Annotated in this window: 22 protein-coding genes; 21 read left to right on the forward strand and 1 reads right to left on the reverse strand. The window is 41.1% G+C overall.

Going from position 1 to position 22,899, the window contains the following annotated elements; translation table 11 throughout:
- The first annotated feature begins 15 nt into the window (after positions 1-15).
- From ftsL to ACJROX_RS11500, 17 genes are all read left to right on the forward strand, one after another.
- Positions 16-378: a cell division protein FtsL gene (gene ftsL, locus ACJROX_RS11420; protein WP_408010885.1), complete on the forward strand. Its 363-nt coding sequence runs from the start codon at positions 16-18 to the stop codon at positions 376-378.
- A gap of 16 nt (positions 379-394) precedes the next feature.
- Complete coding sequence (locus ACJROX_RS11425; protein WP_408010886.1) at positions 395-2,596, forward strand: penicillin-binding protein; 2,202 nt, start codon at positions 395-397, stop codon at positions 2,594-2,596.
- A 67-nt stretch (positions 2,597-2,663) separates the two neighbouring features.
- Complete coding sequence (locus ACJROX_RS11430) at positions 2,664-4,598, forward strand: stage V sporulation protein D (protein WP_408010887.1); 1,935 nt, start codon at positions 2,664-2,666, stop codon at positions 4,596-4,598.
- A 205-nt stretch (positions 4,599-4,803) separates the two neighbouring features.
- On the forward strand, positions 4,804-6,270 hold the full coding sequence (locus ACJROX_RS11435; RefSeq protein WP_408010888.1) for a UDP-N-acetylmuramoyl-L-alanyl-D-glutamate--2,6-diaminopimelate ligase: 1,467 nt from the start codon (positions 4,804-4,806) through the stop codon (positions 6,268-6,270).
- 66 nt (positions 6,271-6,336) lie between these two features.
- Positions 6,337-7,308: a phospho-N-acetylmuramoyl-pentapeptide-transferase gene (gene mraY / locus ACJROX_RS11440; protein ID WP_408010889.1), complete on the forward strand. Its 972-nt coding sequence runs from the start codon at positions 6,337-6,339 to the stop codon at positions 7,306-7,308.
- The gene (gene murD, locus ACJROX_RS11445) at positions 7,309-8,661 is read left to right on the forward strand and encodes a UDP-N-acetylmuramoyl-L-alanine--D-glutamate ligase (RefSeq protein WP_408010890.1); all 1,353 of its coding nucleotides are present in this window, start codon (positions 7,309-7,311) and stop codon (positions 8,659-8,661) included.
- Between the two features lie 79 nt (positions 8,662-8,740).
- Positions 8,741-9,841 (forward strand): stage V sporulation protein E, encoded by a 1,101-nt coding sequence (spoVE, locus tag ACJROX_RS11450; protein ID WP_408010891.1) that lies wholly within the window; start codon positions 8,741-8,743, stop codon positions 9,839-9,841.
- Positions 9,842-10,062: 221 nt separating this feature from the next.
- Positions 10,063-10,965 (forward strand): UDP-N-acetylmuramate dehydrogenase, encoded by a 903-nt coding sequence (gene murB, locus ACJROX_RS11455; protein ID WP_408010892.1) that lies wholly within the window; start codon positions 10,063-10,065, stop codon positions 10,963-10,965.
- Between the two features lie 226 nt (positions 10,966-11,191).
- Complete coding sequence (locus ACJROX_RS11460) at positions 11,192-11,980, forward strand: cell division protein FtsQ/DivIB (protein WP_408010893.1); 789 nt, start codon at positions 11,192-11,194, stop codon at positions 11,978-11,980.
- On the forward strand, positions 11,970-12,665 hold the full coding sequence (locus ACJROX_RS11465; RefSeq protein ID WP_408010895.1) for a DUF881 domain-containing protein: 696 nt from the start codon (positions 11,970-11,972) through the stop codon (positions 12,663-12,665). The genes ACJROX_RS11460 and ACJROX_RS11465 overlap by 11 nt, the downstream gene beginning before the upstream one ends.
- A gap of 9 nt (positions 12,666-12,674) precedes the next feature.
- Positions 12,675-13,376 (forward strand): DUF881 domain-containing protein, encoded by a 702-nt coding sequence (locus tag ACJROX_RS11470; protein WP_408010896.1) that lies wholly within the window; start codon positions 12,675-12,677, stop codon positions 13,374-13,376.
- A gap of 1 nt (position 13,377) precedes the next feature.
- On the forward strand, positions 13,378-13,737 hold the full coding sequence (locus tag ACJROX_RS11475; protein WP_408010897.1) for a small basic family protein: 360 nt from the start codon (positions 13,378-13,380) through the stop codon (positions 13,735-13,737).
- A 255-nt stretch (positions 13,738-13,992) separates the two neighbouring features.
- Positions 13,993-15,276, forward strand: a complete 1,284-nt coding sequence (gene ftsA / locus ACJROX_RS11480; protein ID WP_408010898.1) for a cell division protein FtsA — start codon at positions 13,993-13,995, stop codon at positions 15,274-15,276.
- 41 nt (positions 15,277-15,317) lie between these two features.
- The gene (gene ftsZ, locus ACJROX_RS11485; protein ID WP_408010899.1) at positions 15,318-16,484 is read left to right on the forward strand and encodes a cell division protein FtsZ; all 1,167 of its coding nucleotides are present in this window, start codon (positions 15,318-15,320) and stop codon (positions 16,482-16,484) included.
- A 608-nt stretch (positions 16,485-17,092) separates the two neighbouring features.
- Positions 17,093-17,617 carry a diaminobutyrate acetyltransferase gene (gene ectA / locus ACJROX_RS11490; RefSeq protein WP_408010900.1) on the forward strand — a complete coding sequence of 175 codons (525 nt, stop codon included), beginning with the start codon at positions 17,093-17,095 and terminating at the stop codon, positions 17,615-17,617.
- Positions 17,618-17,661: 44 nt separating this feature from the next.
- Positions 17,662-18,942, forward strand: a complete 1,281-nt coding sequence (gene ectB, locus ACJROX_RS11495; RefSeq protein ID WP_408010901.1) for a diaminobutyrate--2-oxoglutarate transaminase — start codon at positions 17,662-17,664, stop codon at positions 18,940-18,942.
- A gap of 29 nt (positions 18,943-18,971) precedes the next feature.
- Complete coding sequence (locus tag ACJROX_RS11500; RefSeq protein ID WP_408010902.1) at positions 18,972-19,358, forward strand: ectoine synthase; 387 nt, start codon at positions 18,972-18,974, stop codon at positions 19,356-19,358.
- Positions 19,359-19,537: 179 nt separating this feature from the next.
- Here ACJROX_RS11500 and ACJROX_RS11505 read toward each other — a convergent pair whose 3' ends face one another.
- Positions 19,538-19,660 carry a hypothetical protein gene (locus tag ACJROX_RS11505; RefSeq protein ID WP_408010903.1) on the reverse strand — a complete coding sequence of 41 codons (123 nt, stop codon included), beginning with the start codon at positions 19,658-19,660 and terminating at the stop codon, positions 19,538-19,540.
- 56 nt (positions 19,661-19,716) lie between these two features.
- Between ACJROX_RS11505 and spoIIGA the strand changes: the two genes are divergently transcribed.
- The 4 genes from spoIIGA (at position 19,717) to ACJROX_RS11525 (ending at position 22,846) form a co-directional block, all read left to right on the forward strand.
- A complete protein-coding gene (gene spoIIGA / locus ACJROX_RS11510) occupies positions 19,717-20,640 on the forward strand; it encodes a sigma-E processing peptidase SpoIIGA (protein ID WP_408010904.1) in 924 nt (307 codons plus the stop codon).
- A 34-nt stretch (positions 20,641-20,674) separates the two neighbouring features.
- The gene (gene sigE, locus ACJROX_RS11515) at positions 20,675-21,394 is read left to right on the forward strand and encodes an RNA polymerase sporulation sigma factor SigE (protein ID WP_261132702.1); all 720 of its coding nucleotides are present in this window, start codon (positions 20,675-20,677) and stop codon (positions 21,392-21,394) included.
- 214 nt (positions 21,395-21,608) lie between these two features.
- Positions 21,609-22,391, forward strand: coding sequence for an RNA polymerase sporulation sigma factor SigG (gene sigG / locus ACJROX_RS11520; RefSeq protein WP_225065492.1), 783 nt, complete (start codon positions 21,609-21,611; stop codon positions 22,389-22,391).
- 167 nt (positions 22,392-22,558) lie between these two features.
- Positions 22,559-22,846, forward strand: coding sequence for a YlmC/YmxH family sporulation protein (locus tag ACJROX_RS11525; protein ID WP_408010905.1), 288 nt, complete (start codon positions 22,559-22,561; stop codon positions 22,844-22,846).
- Positions 22,847-22,899: the final 53 nt, after the last annotated feature.

The following is a 22,899-nucleotide window of genomic DNA, read 5'->3' on the forward strand; positions in this document are numbered from 1 at the left end:
AGGGGAATAGGGAGTATGAGTAATCTTGCCCATCAAGTACAGAGTAAACCGGACCATGTTCAAAATCCAAAAACACAGCCTAATGTCGTTACACGGAAAAGATCGAAAATCACAAAAGGGGAGAAAGTCCTTTGGACGTTCGCTGCGTTGATGTTAGCGGCAGCTTCGATCTTCATCATTTCAAACTATGCTGAAATGTACACCGTGAATAAAGAGATCCAAGTAATGGAACAGAGCATCGATCAACAAAGCAAGCAAGTAGATGATTTGGCACTCAAGAAATCAGAACTCAGTGAGCCTTTACGAATCATAAACTTTGCAGAGCAGAAGCTGGGCATGAAGTTCGATGATAAAAATATCAAAGTAGTAAACAATTAGTTTAGGTGTGGTATGAATGATAGAGAAAAAGAATTCGAATATTAATAAGGGAGCAGTGATTCTATCTTTGATATTTGTCCTGCTCTTTTTCTTATTGATCGGGCGTTTTTTTTATTTAGGTTGGACAGGTCAGGCGGAGGGTGTCAATCTTGAAAAAATGGCGGAAGAACAGTGGACAAAGAAAGCTTCACTTGATGCAAACAGAGGAACGATTTACGACCGGAACGGTAAAGCGATCGCTGAAGATATTCCTTCCTATACTGTAATAGCGATTCTGAATGAGGATTACAAGAACCATATCAAGGATCCAGCTGAAGCTGCTAGTAAACTTTCTCCTATACTAGGAATGTCGGAATCAAGATTGACAGATTTGATGAGCAGGGAAGCCTTCCAGGTCGAATTAGGACCGGGCGGCAGTAAAATCAGCCATTCTAAAATGGAAGAAATCAAAGCGTTGGAGATCAGTGGAATCGATTTCCAGCGGCATACGAAGCGGTATTATCCGAACCAGGATTTCGCTTCCCATATACTAGGTTATACTTCCAACAATGAGGAAGGGGTCAGGACCGGATTGATGGGATTGGAAAAGTCCTTGGATAAGTATTTGCAGGAAGAGGACGGCTCCCTGAAATATCAAAGTGACCGATATGGTTATAAATTACCTGATCCAAAAGAAGTCATTAAAGAGCCGAAACATGGTGCGAGTGTTTATCTCACTCTTGATGAAAAGATACAATTGTTCATGGAACAAGCGATGAATAACGTAGAAGAAGAATATCATCCGAAACGGATGATGGCGATCGTGGCAGATCCTAAAACGGGTCGAATCCTTGCGATGTCAAACCGGCCAAGCTTCAATCCGAATATAAGGGATATCACGAACTATACGAACTTCTCTATCAGTTCAGCCTTTGAACCTGGCTCGACGATGAAAATATTCACCCTTGCAGCGGCTATTGAAGAAGGCGTCTATAATGGGAATGATCAATTCAAATCTGGTGTATATAAGACAGAATATAGCAGGGTTAGGGATCATAACAATGGTGAAGGATGGGGAACGATTACGTATGATGAGGGCGTAAGAAGATCCTCAAATGCAGCCTTTTCGAAAATAGCAAAAGAGCAGCTAGGATTTGAAAAGTTGCAAGAATACTTGACAAATCGATGGGAATTTGATCAAAAGACGGGGATCAATATCCCTGGAGAAGCAGATTCCAAAATTCAGTTTAATAGAGAGATTGAAAAATTAGCTACTGCTTTTGGCCAAGGTACTGCAATTACACCAATTCAACAGATCCAGGCAGCGACAGCGATTGCAAATGGCGGGAAGATGATGAAACCGTTCGTCATCGATAAGATTGTCGATAAAAACAACGGGGAAGTGTTGAAAAGTTACGAGCCTGAAGTTGTCGGCAGTCCAATTTCTGCAGACACCTCCAAACACGTCCGTGAACTATTGAGATCAGTCGTAACGGATGGAACCGGGAAAAACTATAACCTTGAAGGATATGATGTGGCGGGTAAGACAGGGACAGCTCAGCTCTATGAAAACGGAGCATTAATGAGTGGACATGACAACTATATCTTCTCTTTCCTTGGTATGGCGCCAGCAGATGATCCGAAGTTATTGGTTTATGTTGCAATTGACCGTCCTGATCTGGACGATGAGGCTTATGAATCAGGATCTGTACCTGTATCTAAGGTTTTCAATCCAGTCATGCAGGGTGGGCTTCAATATTTGAACATCACTCCGGATGAGACCACTGTGGAAGAAACAACGGAGAAGACTTCAAACAATCTCCAACTTGAAGATTTTGAAGGGCAATCTTCTATCGAGGTAAAAAAAGAATTAGAGAAAAAAGGGATGAATGTACAAGTCCTCGGGGAAGGTGATCGCATCATCAGCCAAGCACCATATGCGGATACGATGATCCTTCAAGGTGAACAAGTCTTCCTAAGGACGGAAGGAAACGTGAAAATGCCTGATCTTACAGGGATGTCCCGCTCCGAAGTCCTGCGTCTCGCACAGGTTTTAGACTTGAAGACTCCTGAATTCACTGGAAACGGGTTCGTGTCGTTGCAAAGTATCAAAAAAGGCTCAGTTGTAAAGGCAGGTTCCGTACTCGTCGTTGAATTGAAGTCTCCTCAAGAAGGGCTGCAACAGGAGGAACAAGAAAGCGAGAATGATAGCGAAGAGGAAGAAATAAGAAATAACTGATTTGTTCTAGCTGTTTCTATACAGGCATATAAATGAAACGAGCTCATCTGCCGAGGAGGTTGGACAAGTGCGAGTTTCTAATGTGACTGTAAGGAGACGGCTTGTTTTTGTGTTTGTGGCCGGACTCTTATTTTTAGTAGTGATTATGGGCCGGTTAGGCTATGTCCAGTTTGTGAAAGGGGAATGGCTGACAGGATTGGCGCTTGACTCTTGGAGCCGGAATGTTCCTTTTGAACCGAAACGAGGGGAGATCCTTGACAGGAACGGGGTCCCGATTGCAAAGAATATCAGTGCTCCAACTGTGTATGTCGTACCGAAACAAGTAAGGGATCCAGCAGCGACTGCGCAAAAACTAGCAGCGGCATTGGACCTCAGCGAAACGGAAGTCTATAAGACGATCACCAAAAAGGAATCAATCGTCAATATTTATCCTGGAGGCAGAAAAATTAGTAATCAAAAGGCGAATGAAATAAGGGGATTCGATCTTCCAGGGGTTTTCATAGCAGAGGATAGTAAACGCCATTATCCATTTGGAAACTATTTATCCCACGTCTTGGGATTTGTAGGAATCGATAATCAGGGATTGACAGGGCTTGAGCTACAATATGATGATTATTTGAGCGGAGAAAAAGGACATGTATCTTTCTATACTGATGTCAGGGGCAATCGGATGCCTTCTTTGTCAGATGAATATGAACCACCAAAAGATGGACTGGATCTTAAACTTACCATCGACTCGAAAGTCCAGTCGATCATTGAACGTGAATTGGATATTGCAGAAGCAACGTATAACCCTGACGGCGTCGTTGCAATCGCAATGGACCCGAAAACCGGTGAAATACTTGGGATGTCCTCTAGGCCAGACTATAACCCATCTAATTTTCGGGAAGTCCCCCAGGAGATCTACAATCGGAATAAACCCGTGTGGAGTACCTATGAGCCAGGTTCCACTTTCAAGATTATTACGTTGGCAGCTGCTTTGGAAGAAAATAAAGTAGACCTCCAAAGGGACACCATACATGATCCAGGTTCGATTGAAGTGGCGGGCCGGAAGTTGAGATGCTGGAAAAGAGGCGGCCACGGGAGTGAAACCTTCTTAGAAGTGGTCCAAAATTCATGTAACCCAGGTTTTGTGGTATTAGGTCAGCGGTTAGGCAAAGAGAAGTTGTTTTCTTATATTAATGATTTTGGTTTTGGAGAGAAGACGGGCATCGACCTTCAAGGTGAAAGTAAGGGGATCTTATTCGACCTTGATCGAGTCGGTCCGCTTGAGCTTGCAACCACTGCTTTCGGACAAGGTGTATCTGTGACTCCGATCCAGCAGGTCTCAGCTGTCGCAGCTGCAGTAAACGGCGGATACTTATACACCCCCTATGTAGCCAAAGAATGGTTGGATCCTGAAACAGGGGAAACTGTAAATAAAACGACTCCGAACATGAAGCGGCACGTCATTTCAGCTGAAACATCCAAACAAGTTCGTGAAGCGCTGGAAACTGTCGTGGCACAAGGGACAGGGAAGGGCGCATTTGTAGACGGGTATCGTGTAGGAGGGAAGACTGGTACAGCACAGAAAGCTGTCAACGGCCAGTACTTGAAGGATAATCATATCGTTTCCTTCATTGGTTTCGCCCCTGCTGATGATCCGCAAATCGTAGTCTATGTAGCTGTGGATAATCCGAAAGGAACCTTGCAATTCGGGGGGATCGTAGCCGCTCCGATCGTTGGAAATATCATTGAGGACAGCTTACCTGCAATGGGTGTACCGAAAAGGAAAGACCAAATTGAAAAAAAATTGACCTGGCTTGACCAGCCTTTGATCCAAATTCCCGATTTAAAAGGAAAGACAAGACAAGATATTCATAAAGCATTTTATGAATTGAAAATCGAAACTGTCGGCACAGGGGATACTGTCATCGACCAGGCACCTGCTCCGGGAGTTAAAATGACTGTAGGTTCGACGATTCGTCTATATATGGGTGACAAAACATCCTCAGAGGATTAGAATGGAACCTAGAGTACTTACTGCATGAACAAGCATATGGATAGTTTTGAAGGATAGTAACAGTGTCAGACATTCTCTTGTTCAATCAACAGCCCTGAGTAGAGTACTCTATTAGTAAGACTGTTGATCGAGAGTGTTTGGCACTTTCTTTTGAAGGTATAGTAAAATGGAGAGGGACGAAAAGTTAAAGGATGGATTGTCAGATATGAAGAAATTAAATGAATTACTTGAGGACCTGTTTGTATATCAATTGAAGAATGAGGGGAATCCGGAAATTACCGGGATAGAAATGGATTCTCGCAATGTTGAAAAAGGAAACCTTTTTGTATGTATAAAAGGGGCGAATTTTGATGGCCATGAATATGTTGACGATGTGGTCAAAAGAGGAGCTTCGGCTATAGTAGCAGAAGAAATGATAGAAACGACTGTGCCTGTCATCCTTGTCAGAGACAGCCGCCATACCCTTGCTGTGCTGTCAGATCAATTTTATGATCACCCAACCCATCGATTACAATTGATTGGGGTTACTGGCACGAATGGAAAGACAACGATCACACACATCTTGGATAAAATGTTTCAAGATCAGAACCATCGTACTGGGGTAATCGGAACGATTGAAATGAGGATCAATAATCAAACGTATCCTGTCGCTAACACGACTCCTGAAGCCCCCTTCTTACAAAAAGCATTTGCAAAAATGGTCGATGAGAAGGTAGATGGAGCTTTCATGGAGGTCTCTTCACATGCCTTGGAAATGGGGAGGGTACGGGGCTGTGATTTTGATATTGCAGTATTTACCAACCTTTCACAGGACCATCTCGATTATCATAAGACGATGGAGCAGTATCTTCAGGCGAAAGGGCTTCTTTTTTCGCAACTTGGAAATACATATGGTAACAAGAAGAAAAAGGTTGCCGTATTGAATGAAGATGATGCAGCGACAGTGAAATACAAAAAACTTACCGCAGCTCAAATCATGACATATGGAATTGAGAATAAGAGTGATGTCATGGCAAAAGAGATTTCAATAACCGGTAGAGGGACAACGTTTCAATTGCATACATTGAGGGGTCCCTATAATATTCAGATGAAGCTTATCGGTAAATTCAGTGTATACAATGTCCTTGCTGCCATCACTGCGGGTATAGCAGCTGGTCTGGATGAACAAAAAATGGTCGAATCTGTCGAACAACTTGAAGGGGTTCCAGGCAGATTTGAGGTGGTGGATGGAGGACAACCATACACTGTCATTGTCGATTACGCCCATACGCCAGACAGTTTGGAAAACGTCCTGACAACCATCAATGAATTTGCTGAAGGGAAAGTAACTGTCATTGTCGGTTGTGGAGGAGACCGGGATCGAACGAAAAGGCCTATGATGGCTAAAATCGCAGTTGACCATTCAGATCTAGCGATATTCACTTCGGATAATCCTCGAACAGAAGATCCTGAAATTATCCTGAAAGATATGGAGGCCGGTGTTGGTGATGACTCTTACACTACCATCATCGATCGGAAAGCTGCAATAGAATACGCCATAGAAAATGCCGAAGAGAACGATGTGATTTTGATTGCAGGCAAAGGACACGAAACTTATCAGATCATTGGAAACAATACGATTGATTTCGATGACCGTGAAATTGCACGTGAAGCAATTAAAAAGCAAATATAATAGAAATCATAAAACCAATAACGTTATCTATTCAGAAACCATATTTACTGGGAGGGGTTAAAAAGAATGGTTACAGCATTAATTGTTACCCTTCTGGCTTCATTTCTTGTAGCTGTCGTCCTTTCGCCGATTTTCATACCATTTTTAAAGCGTCTTAAATTCGGCCAAAGCATACGTGAAGAAGGGCCCAAATCACATCAGAAAAAATCAGGGACACCTACTATGGGTGGTATTGTCATTATAGTTTCCTTAATATTATCGACATTAGTGATATCATGGTATTTTGGTCTTCTTACGATCGAAACGATGATTCTATTGTTTGTCACTTTAGGTTACGGGATCATTGGATTCATCGATGATTTCATCAAGGTCGTCATGAAGCGGAATCTAGGTTTGACATCCAAACAGAAGCTGCTTGGACAACTCGTTATTGCAATCATCTTTTATTTTGGCATGAGGGCAGCAGGGATATCGACTACACTTTCTCTACCTGGAACAGATTGGTCCATCGAATTAGGTTGGATCTACTTCATTCTGATCATCGTAATGCTTGTCGGTGCATCCAATGCTGTCAATTTGACAGATGGACTTGATGGTCTTTTAGCCGGAACAGCTGCAATTGCCTTTGGAGCTTTTGCGGTAGTGGCTTCAAGTAAATTTGAAATAGGTATTGCGTTGTTTTGTCTAGCGGTCGTCGGTTCTCTTCTAGGATTCCTTGTATTCAATGCCCATCCTGCAAAAGTATTTATGGGCGATACTGGATCTCTGGCTTTAGGAGGAGCGATCGCTGCAGTTGCGATCCTAACCAAAATGGAACTCCTACTTGTCCTTATCGGTGGAGTATTCGTCATTGAGACGTTGTCCGTCATGATTCAGGTCGTTTCATTTAAAGCAACAGGAAAGCGCGTGTTCAAGATGAGTCCACTGCATCACCATTATGAATTGAGCGGTTGGAGTGAATGGCGGATCGTTGTTACCTTCTGGGGCGTCGGACTGTTATTAGCTGCTCTTGGCGTTTATATCGAGGTGTTGAGCTAAATGGAGCGAAAAAATGAACTCAATAATAAAAATGTGCTTGTGATCGGGCTTGCAAAAAGTGGTTTTGCTGCAGCTAAGGTGTTAGTCAAGCATGGTGCCAATGTGGTCGTAAACGATATGAAAGAACTTGAAAAGAATAAGGAAGCGAAAGAACTTATGGCACAAGGAATCGAAGTCCATTGCGGAAGTCATCCCTTGTCGTTGTTGGACAAGCCAATCGATTTTATCGTGAAGAATCCAGGAATACCATATGAAAATAAATTAATTCAGGCTGCCATAGAAAAGCGGGTTCCGATCTATACGGAAGTTGAACTTGCATCGTATTTGACTGATGCTGAAATCATCGGAATTACGGGATCCAACGGGAAAACGACGACTACAACATTATTAGGCCTGATGCTGGAAGGCAGCCCGAAGAATCCTATTGTTGCTGGAAATATCGGCACGGTGCTTTCTGAAGTAGCAGACCAGGCGAATTTGGATGATATCCTCGTAGCAGAGCTTTCAAGCTTCCAATTGATGGGGATCGATTCTTTCAAGCCGCACATCGGTATACTTCTTAATATCTTTGATGCACACCTGGATTATCATGGAAGCCGTGATGAATATGGCAAGGCGAAAGCACGTCTTTTCAAGAATCAAACGGATGATGATTTCTGTATCTATAACGCAGATGATCACGAAGTCACCTCATTGATAAAAGAAGTTAAAAGTACTAAAGTACCGTTCAGCACAAAACAGATTTTGACTGAAGGAGCTTGCCTTAAAGATGGTTTTATCGTGTACAATAATGAACCGGTCATCGCAATCAAAGAAGTAGTCTTGCCAGGAAAACATAATTTTGAAAATGTTTTAGCTGCTACTGCTGCTGCAAAAATAGCAGGCGCTTCTGATAAGCAAATTCAGAACGTGTTAACATCATTCAGTGGGGTGAAGTATCGTCTTCAATATGTCGAGACAGTCGATGGGGTAAAATTCTATAACGATTCAAAGGCAACCAATATACTGGCTACTCAGAAAGCAATATCAGCATTTGAGGAACCAGTGATCTTGCTTGCAGGAGGGTTGGACCGCGGAAATGAATTTGATGAATTGATCCCTTATTTGAAGAATACGAAAGCGTTGATCACGTTCGGAGAAACAGCACCAAAATTGATGAAGACAGCTAAAGAAGCAGGAATAAAGGTGATTGAACATGTTGATAATGTTGAAAAAGCCGTTCCTGTTGCTTATAGATGTTCCGTCACGGGTGATGTTGTATTGTTGTCTCCAGCGTGTGCCAGCTGGGATCAATATCCTTCTTTCGAACAAAGAGGGGACATGTTTATCGAGGCGGTGCATAAACTTAGGTAAAAGAGGTTGTTCAAATTTGCGACTTTTTGGACACTCTCTTAACAGGACGTTTTAATCCTTTAGATTAGGGGTGTCTTGATTGCCTAAGGCTAAAAAAACACCAGACTTTGTTTTGGTTATTGTAACGATGACCCTGCTTGCAATAGGAATCATAACTGTATATAGTGCCAGTGCCCAATGGGCAGAGATCAGGTTTGAGGATTCCTTTTTCTTCGCCAAGCGCCAATTGCTTTTCGCTGGATTAGGCGTCATTGCCATGTTCCTAATCATGCAAGTCGATTATTGGAGCTGGTCGAACTGGTCAAAATTGCTTCTCATCGCATGCTTTATCCTTCTAGTTGCTGTTTTGATCCCTGGTATAGGAATGGTACGAGGAGGGGCTAGAAGCTGGATTGGTGTGGGAGCGTTTTCCATTCAACCTTCCGAGTTTACAAAACTTGCAATGATTGCATTCTTGGCACGCTATCTTTCTTTAAATCAAAAGAGAATCACTTCTTTTAAAAAAGGACTGGTACCTTCGCTAGGGGTTGTCCTCTTTGCTTTTGGAATGATCATGCTTCAGCCGGACCTAGGGACTGGGGCTGTATTAGTAGGAACCTGTATCGTAATGATCTATGTAGCTGGAGCGAGAGTAAGCCATTTTGTCGGTCTGGGCTTCATTGGTGTACTCGGACTTGTCGCATTGATCATTTCAGCACCATACCGGATCAAAAGGATCACCTCGTTTCTGGATCCTTGGAGCGATCCACTTGGTAGTGGTTTCCAAATTATCCAATCGTTATATGCGATTGGACCAGGTGGATTGTTAGGGTTAGGTCTTGGACAAAGCCGGCAAAAGTTCGGATATCTACCTGAACCGCAAACAGACTTCATTTTCGCTATTCTTGCAGAGGAGCTTGGATTTATAGGAGGCTCATTAGTACTCCTTTTGTTTGGTCTGTTACTTTGGAGAGGGATCCGTATTGCATTGGGAGCACCTGATTTGTTCGGCAGTCTTCTTGCGATCGGCATCATCGGAATGATTGCTATCCAGGTCATGATCAACATAGGGGTGGTTACGGGCTTGATGCCTGTAACAGGCATCACACTTCCGTTTCTAAGCTATGGTGGATCTTCCCTTACACTGATGCTTATGGCACTGGGTGTGTTATTGAATATAAGTCGCTATGCAAGGTATTAGGCTAGACAATAAATCATCGTTCCATTAGACTTTAAAATGGGACTTCAATCATTTTTTTAACGTGTGAACCAGCTTGGCAGATGCCAAGTTTCTTTTTTTGAAGTCTCGACTAAATATCGTTTTGTTTCAAATAGAAAATGAATGTTACTATGAACATGTTTAGCTATGTACATGTATAGTGCATATCATAGTATGGAGATATATAAGGTGGTGTAAGTAAAGTGGAGAATATTACAAAACAATTAGAACAAGCTGAAGTAGGTAAAGTATTAAAAAATGAACCACTTTCCAAACATACAACGATAAAAATCGGTGGTCCAGCCGATGTCCTCGTCGAACCAGATTCGATCGAGTCTTTAAAGAAGATTCTAAAAATCGTAAAAGAAAATGATGTCGCTTGGACGACCATTGGCCGCGGATCCAATCTGCTGGTTTCCGACCAAGGCATCGAGGGAGTTGTCATCAAGCTTGGAAAGGGTACGGACCATTTGGAAGAGAATGACGAAGAAATCCTTGTCGGCGGGGGTTATTCACTAGTAAAACTATCGACAATCATGAGTCGAAAAGGGATGGCTGGACTAGAATTTGCAAGTGGGATTCCAGGTTCAGTGGGTGGCGCCGTGTACATGAACGCAGGGGCACATGGGTCTGATATGTCGCAAATACTTAAAAAAGCCCATATTCTCTTCGATGATGGTTCAATAGAATGGTTGACTGCTGAAGAGATGGATTTCTCATATCGTACTTCGATCCTGCAGAAGAAACCCGGTATATGCATAGAAACGGTCTTGCAGCTTAAGCAAGGCGATCGTGAGAGCATAACAGACGTCATGCAAAAAAATAAAGATTATCGGAAAGATACTCAGCCATGGAATCACCCTTGCTGCGGAAGCGTATTCCGGAACCCATTACCAAGCTATGCTGGTCAATTGATTGAAAGTTCAGGATTGAAAGGTAAGGCGATCGGTGGTGCGCAGATCTCTGAAATGCACGCCAATTTCATCGTCAATACCGGAGATGCAAAAGCTCAAGACGTGATTGAACTGATTGACCTGGTGAAAAGGACAATCAAAGAAAAACACGATATCGACATGGAAACTGAAGTCGAAATGATAGGCCGATAGCCTATCAGGAAAACATTGTTGGTATTTTTGAAAAATTCTTGTCAGATGTAGAAAAGATGGATTAATGTACCATTTTAGTGTGCTATAATACAACTAAATAGATGTGTTCTGAAAGAGTGGACATATGAACGGGGTTGACTCCAAATGTTGGTCGATTAACCGTCCAGACACATATGGGTCATCCCCTTCACTCTTTCTAAGTCCTCGTCAGATGGGGGAAGCCTTTATGAACAATGAAAAGGTTACAACAATAGTAGACCGTATACCGAAACTAAAACAACAACGGAAGCAAAAAGCGAATCGTAGGATGATCTTCTATATTTCTTTTTTCTTCTTACTTATACTTATCATTGTCTACTTCCAGTCTCCATTAAGCAATGTAAGGACGATTGATATTAAAGGGAATCAATTGATACCAGAAGATACAATATTATCACAGCTTGATTTTTCAACAGATACGAGTTATTGGTCGGTGAATCCTAAAAATGTTGAATCTCAGGTTCGAAAAATTGTGCAAGTGGAATCGGTGGAAGTGGAGAAAGTTTTCCCAAATAAAGTAATCATTACTGTTACAGAGTACGATAAGGTCGCTTTTTTAGAAAATGACGGTAAATACTTGCCGTTGCTCCAAAATGGAGAATCTCTCCCGCAGGTTTCTGAAGATACTGTTCCATCAAATGCCCCGATCTTAGTGAAGTGGGAAGATGAAAATCTGATAAAAGCAATGGCTGAAGAGCTAACGAAGCTTTCGGAAAGTGTAAGGTTGAGAATTTCAGAAATTCATCATACTCCCCTTGAAAAGGACTTACAGCATATAACGTTGTATATGAATGACGGCTATGAGGTTCAATCGAGAATCCAAAGTTTTGCAGAATATATGCAATACTACCCTTCTATCGTGGACAAGCTCGATGGAAATACGGATGGTGTGATTTATATGTCAGAATCACCGAGATTCGAAGCTTTTGAAACTGAGGAGGAAGAAGGAGAGGAACAAACAGAGAATGAAGGTTAGAGGAAAGTATGCAATCTACTCATTGATCTTGCTCGTCACCGGATTCATGATTGCCTTTTCCTATCAATATACGAAAGAAGAAAGAATGCAACCTACCAATGATCAATGGAAACGGGAAGACCAATTGCGTTCTAGTATTCTTTCCATTCAAAGAGAAAACCGTAAATTACAGGGAGAGCTTGAAGCAGCCCAGAAGAAAGTAAGTAAAATGGAAGAAGAGATTGCCGATAAAGAAAAAAGGTCATTCAACTTTGTCGAGGAAATCAAAAAGCTAAGGAAAGTGGTAGGACAAGTATCGGTAGAAGGACAAGGCATATCTGTATCACTTGAAGACAGTTCATACATACCTGATGCGGAGAATCCAAATGATTACATCGTCCATGAGGAGCATATCAGGATGGTCATCCATGAGCTGTATGTAACAGGAGCTGAGGCTGTGGCTATCAATGGGCAACGAATCTCACATACCACACATATCGATTGTGTTGGCCCGGTTGTAAGTGTGGATGGAGTTAAACATCCAGCTCCATTTGTCATCACCGCTATAGGTGATTCGGATATCTTTTCGAATTCATTGAATTTGACGGGCAATATCACAGACCAATTGGTTAATGATGGCGTGCAAGTCCGTATCCAAAAAGAATCTTCGATCGAAATACCTCCTTTTATCGCCAAGGAAGGATGACAAACAGCCATGAAGAGACGCTTTAAATTCTTTATCATGACAATGATTGTCGGTTTTATGCTTGCAGTGCAGTTTCATACTAACGAAGAACCCATGGTACGGGATACAAGAGATATTTGGGAACTTAGGAATGACCTAGAGAGCCAAAAAAAGACCCAGCAAGAATTATATGCTGAAATATATAAGTATGAACAATTGATTGATGAATACTCCAAATCAGGTACAGGCGGACAATTGGAAACTTTAGAAGAAACACTTGCAGATCTGAAAAAAGATGCGGGATTAACAGAGGTTAGCGGACATGGAATCGAACTTACTATCGAACCCTTATTAAATGATAAAGATTTAGTCGGGAAACCTGCAATTTCTATCCATCCTGAATTATTAAGACGATTGATCAATGAACTTAATAGTTATGGGGCAGAAGAAATTGTAATTGATGGTGACCGGATCATCAGTACAACACCGATTCGGCAAGTCAATGGTAAGACATACATAAATGATAAGCCAATCTCTCCTTTACCATTCAAAGTTAAAGTTCTTTCTAGAGATGCTGATAAATTACACAAAGAAATGCTGACTTCTCAATCAGGTGACGATTTCGCTCGTGAAAATCTTCTCTTATCTTCTAAACTAGTTGATCAAGTTTCTTTACCGCCATACAGTCAACAAATTCGCGTTAAATTTATGGAAGAGAAGGGGGAGACGTAAAATGTGGCTGCCTGTTTTAGGTTTATTGATCGGTCTTCTTCTTGGGTTCATGTCGGATTTGAGGGTTCCCCCAGAATATACGAGCTACCTGTCTATTGCCGTATTGGCAGCATTGGACACCTTGTTTGGAGGAATACGTGCCCAATTGCAAAAAACCTTCGATGACAGAGTTTTTGTCTCAGGTTTTTTCTTTAATATTCTCCTTGCAGCAGGTTTGGCTTTTCTAGGTGTCCATCTTGGTGTAGACTTGTATTTAGCTGCGATTTTTGCTTTTGGAGTCAGACTTTTCAACAACATAGCGGTTATCCGTCGTCTGCTTCTCACGAAAAGCTCTAGAAATCAACAGGCAGAGAGAAATTAACTCAAAAAACTTTTAAAAAATAAAGGGAATGCTTGCTTGATGTTGAATACATTCCTTAAATACGGATTTTATCAGGTATTTTCGTTCTTTTTTCACACCGAATGATCCTGAAATCTTAAGGGGGGAACTACTATACACAATTGTAGAGTTTCCTTTCCATTTAGAGTGAAATCCCATTTTATTTATCGAATGAAATGAAATAACCTAAAAAAAACAATCAAGCAAGAGTCGATATTTCAAAGGAGGTGCCAAAGAATGAACAGCAGCGAAGTTATGATTAGCTTAGACATCGGTACATCCAATATTAAAGTAATCATTGGAGAAATGTCTGATGAGTCCTTTAATGTCATTGGTGTAGGGAATGCGAAATCAGAAGGAATCAAAAAAGGTTCTATAGTTGATATTGATGAAACTGTTCGTTCGATAAAAAAAGCTGTTGAACAAGCCGAAAGGATGGTAGGAGTCCAGATCAATTCGGTTATCGTCGGAATTACTGGAAACCATGTGCAGCTTCAGCCATGCCATGGGGTTGTTGCAGTATCAAGTGAAGACCGTGAAATACGTGATGAAGATATTACAAGAGTCATAGATGCAGCACAAGTAATGTCCATACCTCCTGAACGGGAAATCATTGATGTCATTCCAAGAGAATTTGTGGTAGATGGACTAGGAGAAATCAATGATCCAAGAGGGATGATCGGCGTTAGATTAGAAATGGAAGGTATTTTAATAACAGGATCGAAAACGATACTACATAATGTTCTCCGCTGTGTTGAACGTGCTGGTCTGGATATTGCAGATATTTGCCTTCAACCATTGGCAGCTGGAACAGTAGCCTTGAACAAGGATGAGCGTAACCTTGGAGTGGCTCTCGTTGACATGGGGGCGGGTTCAACTACTCTTACAGTCTTTGATCAGGGTTCGATTCAGTTCACGAAAGTACTGCCAATCGGGGGAGACTTTGTTACTAAAGATATATCAATTGGTCTTCGGACAACGACAGAAGATGCAGAACGTGTTAAGGTGAAACATGGACATGCTTTTATTGATCATGCTTCTGATGAAGAATCATTTGAAGTAGCACGAATCGGTTCATCTAATGAACAGCAATTCTCCCAATATGAACTCGCTCATATCATTGAACCACGAATGGAAGAGATCTTCGGCCTTATCATGGAGGAGCTCCATCGTAATGGATATAATGAATTGCCAGGCGGTTTTGTATTGACTGGTGGAGTGGTAGCGATGCCAGGCATCCTGGAACTGGCAAGAGAGGTGCTCGATCAGAATGTACGTATTTCGATGCCTGATTATATTGGTGTTCGTGAAGCGCAATATACTACAGGTGTCGGTCTGATCCAGTTTACATTCAAGAATGTGAAAATCCAGGGGAAAGAAGTTGCGGCTTCAATTTCAGAGGAAAATATCGTTGAAGAACAACCAACGAAAAAGCGTAGGAATACCGAACAACGGGTAGAGAAAGATAGGCCCGGTGTTAAAAATAAGATGAAGGAATGGTTTGGAACCTTCTTTGAATAATTCGTCGAGATCAGAAAATCAGTAAATTAGGAGGATCGCAAATGCTAGAGTTTGATATGAATATGGATGGACTCGCAAAAATTAAAGTAATCGGTGTAGGCGGTGGTGGAAGTAACGCTGTCAACCGAATGATCGAAAATAACGTTCAGGGTGTGGAGTTCATTGCAGTAAACACGGATGCACAAGCTTTGAATCTCTCTAGAGCAGAAAAGAAAATGCAGATTGGTGCAAAATTGACGAGAGGTCTAGGTGCAGGTGCTAATCCTGATATAGGTAAGAAAGCTGCTGAAGAAAGCAAGGAACAGATTGAAGAAGTCCTACAGGGTGCCGACATGGTGTTCGTCACTGCAGGAATGGGTGGAGGAACTGGAACTGGTGCTGCACCTGTTATTGCTGAAATCGCAAAGGAAATCGGAGCATTGACCGTAGGCGTAGTAACACGACCTTTCACTTTCGAAGGACGGAAGCGTTCAACTCAAGCAGTAGGCGGTATAGAAACATTTAAAGAAAAAGTAGATACATTGATTGTTATCCCTAACGACCGTTTGTTGGAAATTGTAGATAAAAACACACCGATGCTGGAAGCATTCAGAGAAGCAGATAATGTACTTCGACAAGGTGTACAAGGTATTTCCGACTTGATTGCGGTTCCAGGATTGATCAATCTCGACTTCGCTGATGTGAAGACAATCATGACATCCAAAGGTTCTGCACTGATGGGGATTGGTGTTGCAGCTGGTGAAAATCGTGCGACAGATGCAGCGAAAAAAGCGATCTCTAGTCCATTATTAGAAACATCTATTGATGGAGCTAAAGGTGTCCTCATGAACATCACAGGTGGATCGAACTTAAGCCTTTATGAAGTGAACGAAGCTGCAGATATTGTATCTTCTGCTTCGGACGAGGATGTAAATATGATCTTCGGTTCTGTCATCAATGAAGACTTGAAAGATGAAATCCTCGTAACAGTAATCGCGACTGGCTTTGATGACTCACAGCCTCAAGCAAAGTCACAGCCGCAACGACCGAAACAATCGATGAATAATCAACAACCAAGTCAGCCGTCTCCGCAAAAGAACAATCGGGAAGAGGCTCAACCTACTAGACAACAAGAAGGACAACGTACTTCAAGCACAAATCCACAAACGGATTTCAATGACACGTTGGATATTCCAGCGTTCCTCAGAAACCGGAACCGTCGCCGATAAATCGATTATTAATGAAGCTGTCTCTAAATATGGAGACAGCTTTTTTATTTTAGCTCTGTTATACTTAATTGTTTGTTTTCGCGAAATTCACTTCTTTTCCGCGGGCGATCCGCAAGCCTCCTCGCTCACTTGTACATGGATCTCAACACAAAAATGAAATCATTTTCGTGTCTGCGATGAGAATTCTTAGAAGCTTTCCTTATGCTGGCTTCGACGTTCACCACAGACGTGGTGGTATTTAGTCGAAGTTCATTATTATACTCGAAGATCCTTAAATCGCTGTGGGGTCTCGCCTGGCTCGCTTTTCCCGCAGGAGTGTCGCGAATTTCGCTTTAGAAAATGTCCTGCAAAAATCAACTTTACCATTTAACAAAGCCTTAATTTTTAACAACTCTATTGTTTCCCGTAAGGTTTTCATAAATCAATGTGAAATCTCTACCAATTAACAGGATAACTTTATATAGTACACCTCAACTTAACTCAGCGGTAGTCAGTGGTACTGACAGTTGTTTATGGCTATTAAAATGGTTTGATGATTATACCTGGTACTTATAATATAAGCACATGACCGATTTTCAAAATTGTCAGAAAGGAGAATAGGATATTCGATGATAACTGAAACAGTCGAGTCAATAGAAGAAGTTACACTTACAAAACCGACTTTAGAAGATGGAAAGTCAATGTGGAAAATAGTAAATGATACTAGTCTTGATCAAAACTCAACTTATAAATATATCATGATGAGTGAGTTCTTTTCTGAAACTTGTGTAATTGCAAAAATCAAAGATAAAACTGTTGGATTTGTAACAGCATTTATACCTCCGGAAGATCCTCAGGTGGTATTCGTCTGGCAAGTGGGCGTCGATCCTAATCAAAGAGGTAAAGGGATCGCCTCTAAAATGCTCACAGAACTTATTGAACGAGATAACTGCCAGAGTATCCAATACTTAGAAGCTACGGTAACCCCCTCGAATGAAGCTTCTCAATCACTATTTAAGGGCTTTGCGCGTTATCATGATACCAACTGTGAGATATCAGAGCGCTTCCCGTATGATCTATTCCCAAGTGATGATCATGAAGCAGAACTTAATTTCAGGATCGGTCCTTTTAATCGCGACCGTATATCTGGCTAATATTTAAATATTTAGACCAAATTCTAATCAAGGAGGAATTCAAGATGGAGAATGTTGAAGAATTGAAACTTTTTGAGGAATTGGAATCTGAAGTTCGCAGCTATTGCAGGAGTTTCCCTGTAGTGTTTGATAAAGCCAAAGGCTATAAATTATGGGATGAAAATGGTAACGAATATATCGATTTCTTTTCAGGGGCAGGGGCCTTGAATTACGGACATAATGATGAAAAGATGAAATCTGCATTGATCGATTACATTACAGAGGATGGAATTACCCATTCCCTTGACATGGCTTCAGTTGCAAAGAGAAAATTCATACAAAAATTCAATGAGACTATTTTGGAACCACGTGGATATGAGTACAAGATGATGTTCCCTGGACCGACTGGTACAAATACTGTAGAAAGTGCTCTGAAGTTAGCCAGGAAAGTGACAAGCCGTACAGATATCATCAGTTTCACAAACGGATTCCACGGGATGACAATCGGTTCCCTGTCTGTAACAGGAAATGCTGTTAAGAGAAAAGGGGCAGGGATTCCCTTACAAAATACAGTGACAATGCCATATGACAGTTTTGTCAACAATGGTACAGATAGCTTAGAGTATTTGGAGCGCTTCTTAGAGAATAATGGCAGCGGTGTGGAAACACCAGCAGCCATGATTTTTGAAACTGTCCAAGGTGAGGGTGGAATCAATGCTGCCAGCTATGAATGGATGAAAAAGATTGAAGAGATTTGTAAGAAATTTGATATCCTTCTGATTATAGATGACGTCCAGGCTGGAGTCGGACGTACAGGTACGTTCTTCAGTTTTGAAGAAGCTGGAATCAAGCCTGATATCGTCTGTATGTCCAAATCATTAAGTGGTTATGGATTGCCACTAGCCATCACCTTGATCCGTCCTGAACTCGATATTTGGACACCTGGTGAACATAATGGAACATTCCGTGGATTTAATCATGCGTTTGTAACAGCTGTAGCGGCTCTTGAGTATTGGGAGGATGAAAAATTCGAGAAAAGAATCCAAGAAAAATCAAGAGTTGTTCAGGAGTTCCTCATCAACCTTACTGATAAGTACCCTGAAATGGAAGGTGAAGTATGCGGCAGAGGACTGATGGTCGGGGTAGAAACAAAAAAAGAAGGACTATCTGCTGAAATAGCTGCTGAAGCCTTCAAACGAGGATTGATTATGGAGACTTCAGGACCTGAAGATGAAGTATTCAAACTTTTCCCACCGATCAATATTGATATGGAAGGTTTAGAAAAAGGGTTTGAAATCATAGAAGAAAGTGTAAAACATCTGGTGAAAGAACCAGTAACCAATTAATAGAAGAGAATCAACAAGGAGGCAGAAACATGAAAGTCGTCAAACTAAAAGATGTAGTCAATTCTGAACATTCCATTGATGGAGGAAACTGGGTAAGCAGAAGATTGATTTTAAAGGATGATAACATGGGCTATTCCGTCCATGACACAGTCATCAAGGCAGGTACAGAAACACACATTTGGTATCAAAACCATTTAGAGTCTGTCTATTGCATCGAGGGAGAAGGTGAGGTCATTACATTGAAAGATAATAAAGTATGGCCGATTGAAAAAGATACACTCTATGCTCTTGATGAAAATGATGAGCACCTGCTTCGTGCGAAGACTGATATGCGAATGGTATGTGTATTCAATCCCCCTATCACTGGGAAGGAAATCCATGATGAAAATGGAGTTTATCCAGTTTTAGAAGGTTGATGATAGGAAGGAAGGGCTGACTCAAAAAAGAGTTTGCTCTTCTTTTTTTGGTTGTTAAATTTTAATGTAATTTTTCACTATAAGAAAGTATAAATATTTTCTTTAGTATATGGGAACTAAGGCTCAACCTTCGCTAAAGCTCGGCTTTGCCAAGTTTTCCTTATTGAATTTCGCAATAATCAATCATTTAGAATAACAAAGCCTATTGATAATAAAGCATGAATCCCCGTTAATCCAACCGACAAAAACTCTGTAAATCTTTCAAAATTAATAGCTTGCCCCCCACATAAACCGACAGACAATTTTATCCCCCTTGCGCTATACTAAGTGCACAGTTTTACTAGGAAAGGAGCGGCCAATGACAATATATCTGGATGTCATTTGGTTTCTGAATTTCTGTATCGATTTTCTATTATTGTGGTTGACCGCGGTGATTCTTAAAAGGAATATCTCTAAGAAAAGGTTGACCTTGGGTGCATTTTTAGGCTCTTTATATGTTTTGTTTTTATTTCTAGACGCAGCTATCCTCTATCACCCGATTCTGAAATTCATTTATTCTGTCTTCATCGTCATTACTACGTTCGGTTACAAGCGCTTTGGTTATTTTGTACAAGGCTTATTCATGTTCTATTTTTCAACATTCATTACAGGAGGTGGAATTTTAGGGATTCATTATTTTTTAAAGAGTGATGCAGAAATAATGAACGGTGTTATCAAGACACAATCATCTGGAATGGGAGATCCGATCAGTTGGTTATTCGTCATTTTAATGATTCCGGTCATGCTTTATTTTACAAAGCGGAGAGTGGATCAAATCGAAGTTCGAAAGCTTCGCTATGATCAAATTATGAATTTTGAATTGAAAATAGACTCAATCACCTTGAAAGGAATCGGCCTCTTAGATAGTGGAAACCAGCTGCATGATCCGATTTCAAAGAACCCAGTCATGATTTTGGATATGACTGTTTTTTCGGACCAAGTGCCTGAAGCTGTAGTTCGGCAAGCAGAAAACCTTGAATCGATCGGTGAATTGATGGATGAACCGAATCCATGGCAAGACCGCATGCGTATCATTCCTTATAGGGCTGTGGGAAGCAATAATCAATTTCTGACTGGTTGCAAGGCAGATTCCCTTAATGTTTGGGAGAATGGTGTAAAGTACGAGACGTCCAATGTCATTGTGGGGTTATCGTTTACAAATATCTCAGGTGAAGGAGAGTATAACGCTATTCTTCATCCTAAGATGTTATCGAATGCAAAAGTAACTTCAACGGCATCATAGAATTCCACTAAATAAAACCGGGGGAGGATAATGAATGGGGAAGCTGAAACTGCGACTTACGTTGTTCTGGTACAAACTCTTGATCAAATTGGGTGTGAAAACGGAAGAAATATATTACATAGGCGGAAATGAAGCCCTTCCATCACCCCTTTCGAAAGATGAAGAAGCGTTATTGTTGAAAAAGCTGCCTAAAGGAGACAAAGCGGCAAGGGCAGTTTTGATCGAGAGGAATTTGCGTCTTGTCGTCTATATCGCCAGGAAATTTGAAAACACGGGGATCAATATCGAAGATCTGATCAGCATAGGTACAATCGGTCTTATAAAAGCTGTCAACACATTCAATCCTGAAAAAAAAATCAAACTAGCAACTTATGCTTCAAGATGTATTGAAAATGAAATATTGATGTATTTGCGACGCAATAACAAAACGCGTTCGGAAGTATCATTTGATGAACCATTGAATGTCGACTGGGATGGTAATGAATTGTTACTATCCGATGTGCTGGGAACTGAGGAGGATATCATTACGCGAGATATCGAAGCGAGTGTGGATCGGAAGTTATTGGTCAAAGCCCTATATACATTATCACCGAGGGAAAAACAAATCATGGAGCTCAGGTTCGGCCTTGCCGGTGGCGAAGAGAAAACACAAAAGGATGTTGCAGATTTATTGGGTATTTCGCAATCATATATCTCTAGGCTTGAAAAGCGCATCATCAAAAGGCTTCAAAAAGAATTCAACAAAATGATGTAGAAGTACGGAAGAGGACTTGCCGTGTTGTTCATACGGCATGTCCTTTTTTGCTTTATTCCCATTAACTCTGAGAAGTGTTTCCATGACTGGATTCTTTCAAAATCATTCCCATAATTTCCTGAAATCATCTTCAATAATTCAGGAGCTTGTGCATAAATTTTCCTCCTCAGGAGATACTTTAGTTTGACAGTAACTCCCAATTGGAGGGGAAGATATGACACGAAATAAAGTAGAAATTTGTGGTGTAGATACATCTAAGCTTCCAGTGTTGAAAAACCCTGAAATGAGAGTTTTATTCAAAGAAATGCAGAATGGAGATTTATCAGCAAGAGAAAAACTTGTGAATGGGAATCTGAGATTAGTCCTGAGTGTCATCCAACGATTTAATAACCGAGGTGAATATGTCGACGATTTATTCCAAGTCGGTTGCATCGGATTGATGAAATCGATCGATAATTTCGATCTAGGTCAAAATGTTAAGTTTTCTACCTATGCGGTCCCGATGATCATTGGTGAAATACGAAGGTACTTGCGTGATAATAATCCGATACGGGTTTCACGATCGTTACGGGATATTGCTTATAAAGCCTTACAGGTACGTGATAAAATCGTCAGTAAGGAATCCCGTGAGCCGAACCCGACGGAAATTGCACGTGAACTAGGAGTTACGAAAGAAGAAGTTGTTTTTGCACTTGATGCGATTCAAGATCCCGTTTCATTGTTTGAGCCAATCTACAATGATGGCGGAGAACCTATCTATGTGATGGATCAGATAAGTGATGATAAACAGAAGGATTATCAGTGGATTGAGGAAATTGCATTGAGAGAAGCAATGACGCGATTGAATCAAAGGGAAAAATTGATATTGACCATGAGGTTTTTCCAAGGAAAAACCCAGATGGAAGTGGCTGATGAAATCGGGATTTCCCAAGCACAAGTTTCCCGCTTGGAAAAAGCCGCTATCACTCAAATGAATAAAAGTATCCAAAGCAGTTGAATACCTGGAGAAGTCGATCATAAAAATGAGTCGGCTTCTTTTTTTTGTTCATTTTATATCACCTTGTCATATATTTTATAAAGAAACATTGTTGTACTTATTTTTTAAGAAGGTGTGACACTTTTCATTGTTAAAACCATCTTTTAAAAAAGTCAGGGGCGATTACTGTGATAAAAATTTCCGAATTTCAAGTCAAGGATGTTGTCAACGTATCAAACGGACGAAAACTAGGCCATATTGCTGATCTTGAGATCAATCTGAATTCCGGGAAGATAGAAGCGATCGTCATCCCCGGAGCAGGCAGGATGATGGGATTCATGCGAAAAGAAAATGATATCATCATCCCATGGAGGGATATCGTCAAAATCGGTAAAGATGTCATTCTCGTCAGGTTTGAAGATCAATCTGGAAGTGAGTTGGCTCCACAAGGATTCCATAATTCTTCAAAGAATTAAAATGAGCAACGTATTCTCCAACAATTCAACAACTTGTGATAAAATAGGAAGAG

It is taken from the genome of Pseudalkalibacillus sp. A8 (assembly GCF_045920555.1).
Lineage (GTDB): Bacteria > Bacillota > Bacilli > Bacillales > Fictibacillaceae > Pseudalkalibacillus.

Bases quoted from the DNA above. Each gene is read 5' to 3' on its own strand.
- ftsL (WP_408010885.1), top strand. From the start codon at position 16: ATGAGTAATCTTGCCCATCAAGTACAGAGTAAACCGGACCATGTTCAA.
- ACJROX_RS11425 (WP_408010886.1), top strand. From the start codon at position 395: ATGATAGAGAAAAAGAATTCGAATATTAATAAGGGAGCAGTGATTCTA.
- ACJROX_RS11435 (WP_408010888.1), top strand. From the start codon at position 4,804: ATGAAGAAATTAAATGAATTACTTGAGGACCTGTTTGTATATCAATTG.
- mraY (WP_408010889.1), top strand. From the start codon at position 6,337: ATGGTTACAGCATTAATTGTTACCCTTCTGGCTTCATTTCTTGTAGCT.
- murD (WP_408010890.1), top strand. From the start codon at position 7,309: ATGGAGCGAAAAAATGAACTCAATAATAAAAATGTGCTTGTGATCGGG.
- ACJROX_RS11460 (WP_408010893.1), top strand. From the start codon at position 11,192: ATGAACAATGAAAAGGTTACAACAATAGTAGACCGTATACCGAAACTA.
- ACJROX_RS11465 (WP_408010895.1), top strand. From the start codon at position 11,970: ATGAAGGTTAGAGGAAAGTATGCAATCTACTCATTGATCTTGCTCGTC.
- ACJROX_RS11470 (WP_408010896.1), top strand. From the start codon at position 12,675: ATGAAGAGACGCTTTAAATTCTTTATCATGACAATGATTGTCGGTTTT.
- ACJROX_RS11475 (WP_408010897.1), top strand. From the start codon at position 13,378: ATGTGGCTGCCTGTTTTAGGTTTATTGATCGGTCTTCTTCTTGGGTTC.
- ftsA (WP_408010898.1), top strand. From the start codon at position 13,993: ATGAACAGCAGCGAAGTTATGATTAGCTTAGACATCGGTACATCCAAT.
- ftsZ (WP_408010899.1), top strand. From the start codon at position 15,318: ATGCTAGAGTTTGATATGAATATGGATGGACTCGCAAAAATTAAAGTA.
- ectA (WP_408010900.1), top strand. From the start codon at position 17,093: ATGATAACTGAAACAGTCGAGTCAATAGAAGAAGTTACACTTACAAAA.
- ectB (WP_408010901.1), top strand. From the start codon at position 17,662: ATGGAGAATGTTGAAGAATTGAAACTTTTTGAGGAATTGGAATCTGAA.
- ACJROX_RS11500 (WP_408010902.1), top strand. From the start codon at position 18,972: ATGAAAGTCGTCAAACTAAAAGATGTAGTCAATTCTGAACATTCCATT.
- spoIIGA (WP_408010904.1), top strand. From the start codon at position 19,717: ATGACAATATATCTGGATGTCATTTGGTTTCTGAATTTCTGTATCGAT.
- sigE (WP_261132702.1), top strand. From the start codon at position 20,675: ATGGGGAAGCTGAAACTGCGACTTACGTTGTTCTGGTACAAACTCTTG.
- sigG (WP_225065492.1), top strand. From the start codon at position 21,609: ATGACACGAAATAAAGTAGAAATTTGTGGTGTAGATACATCTAAGCTT.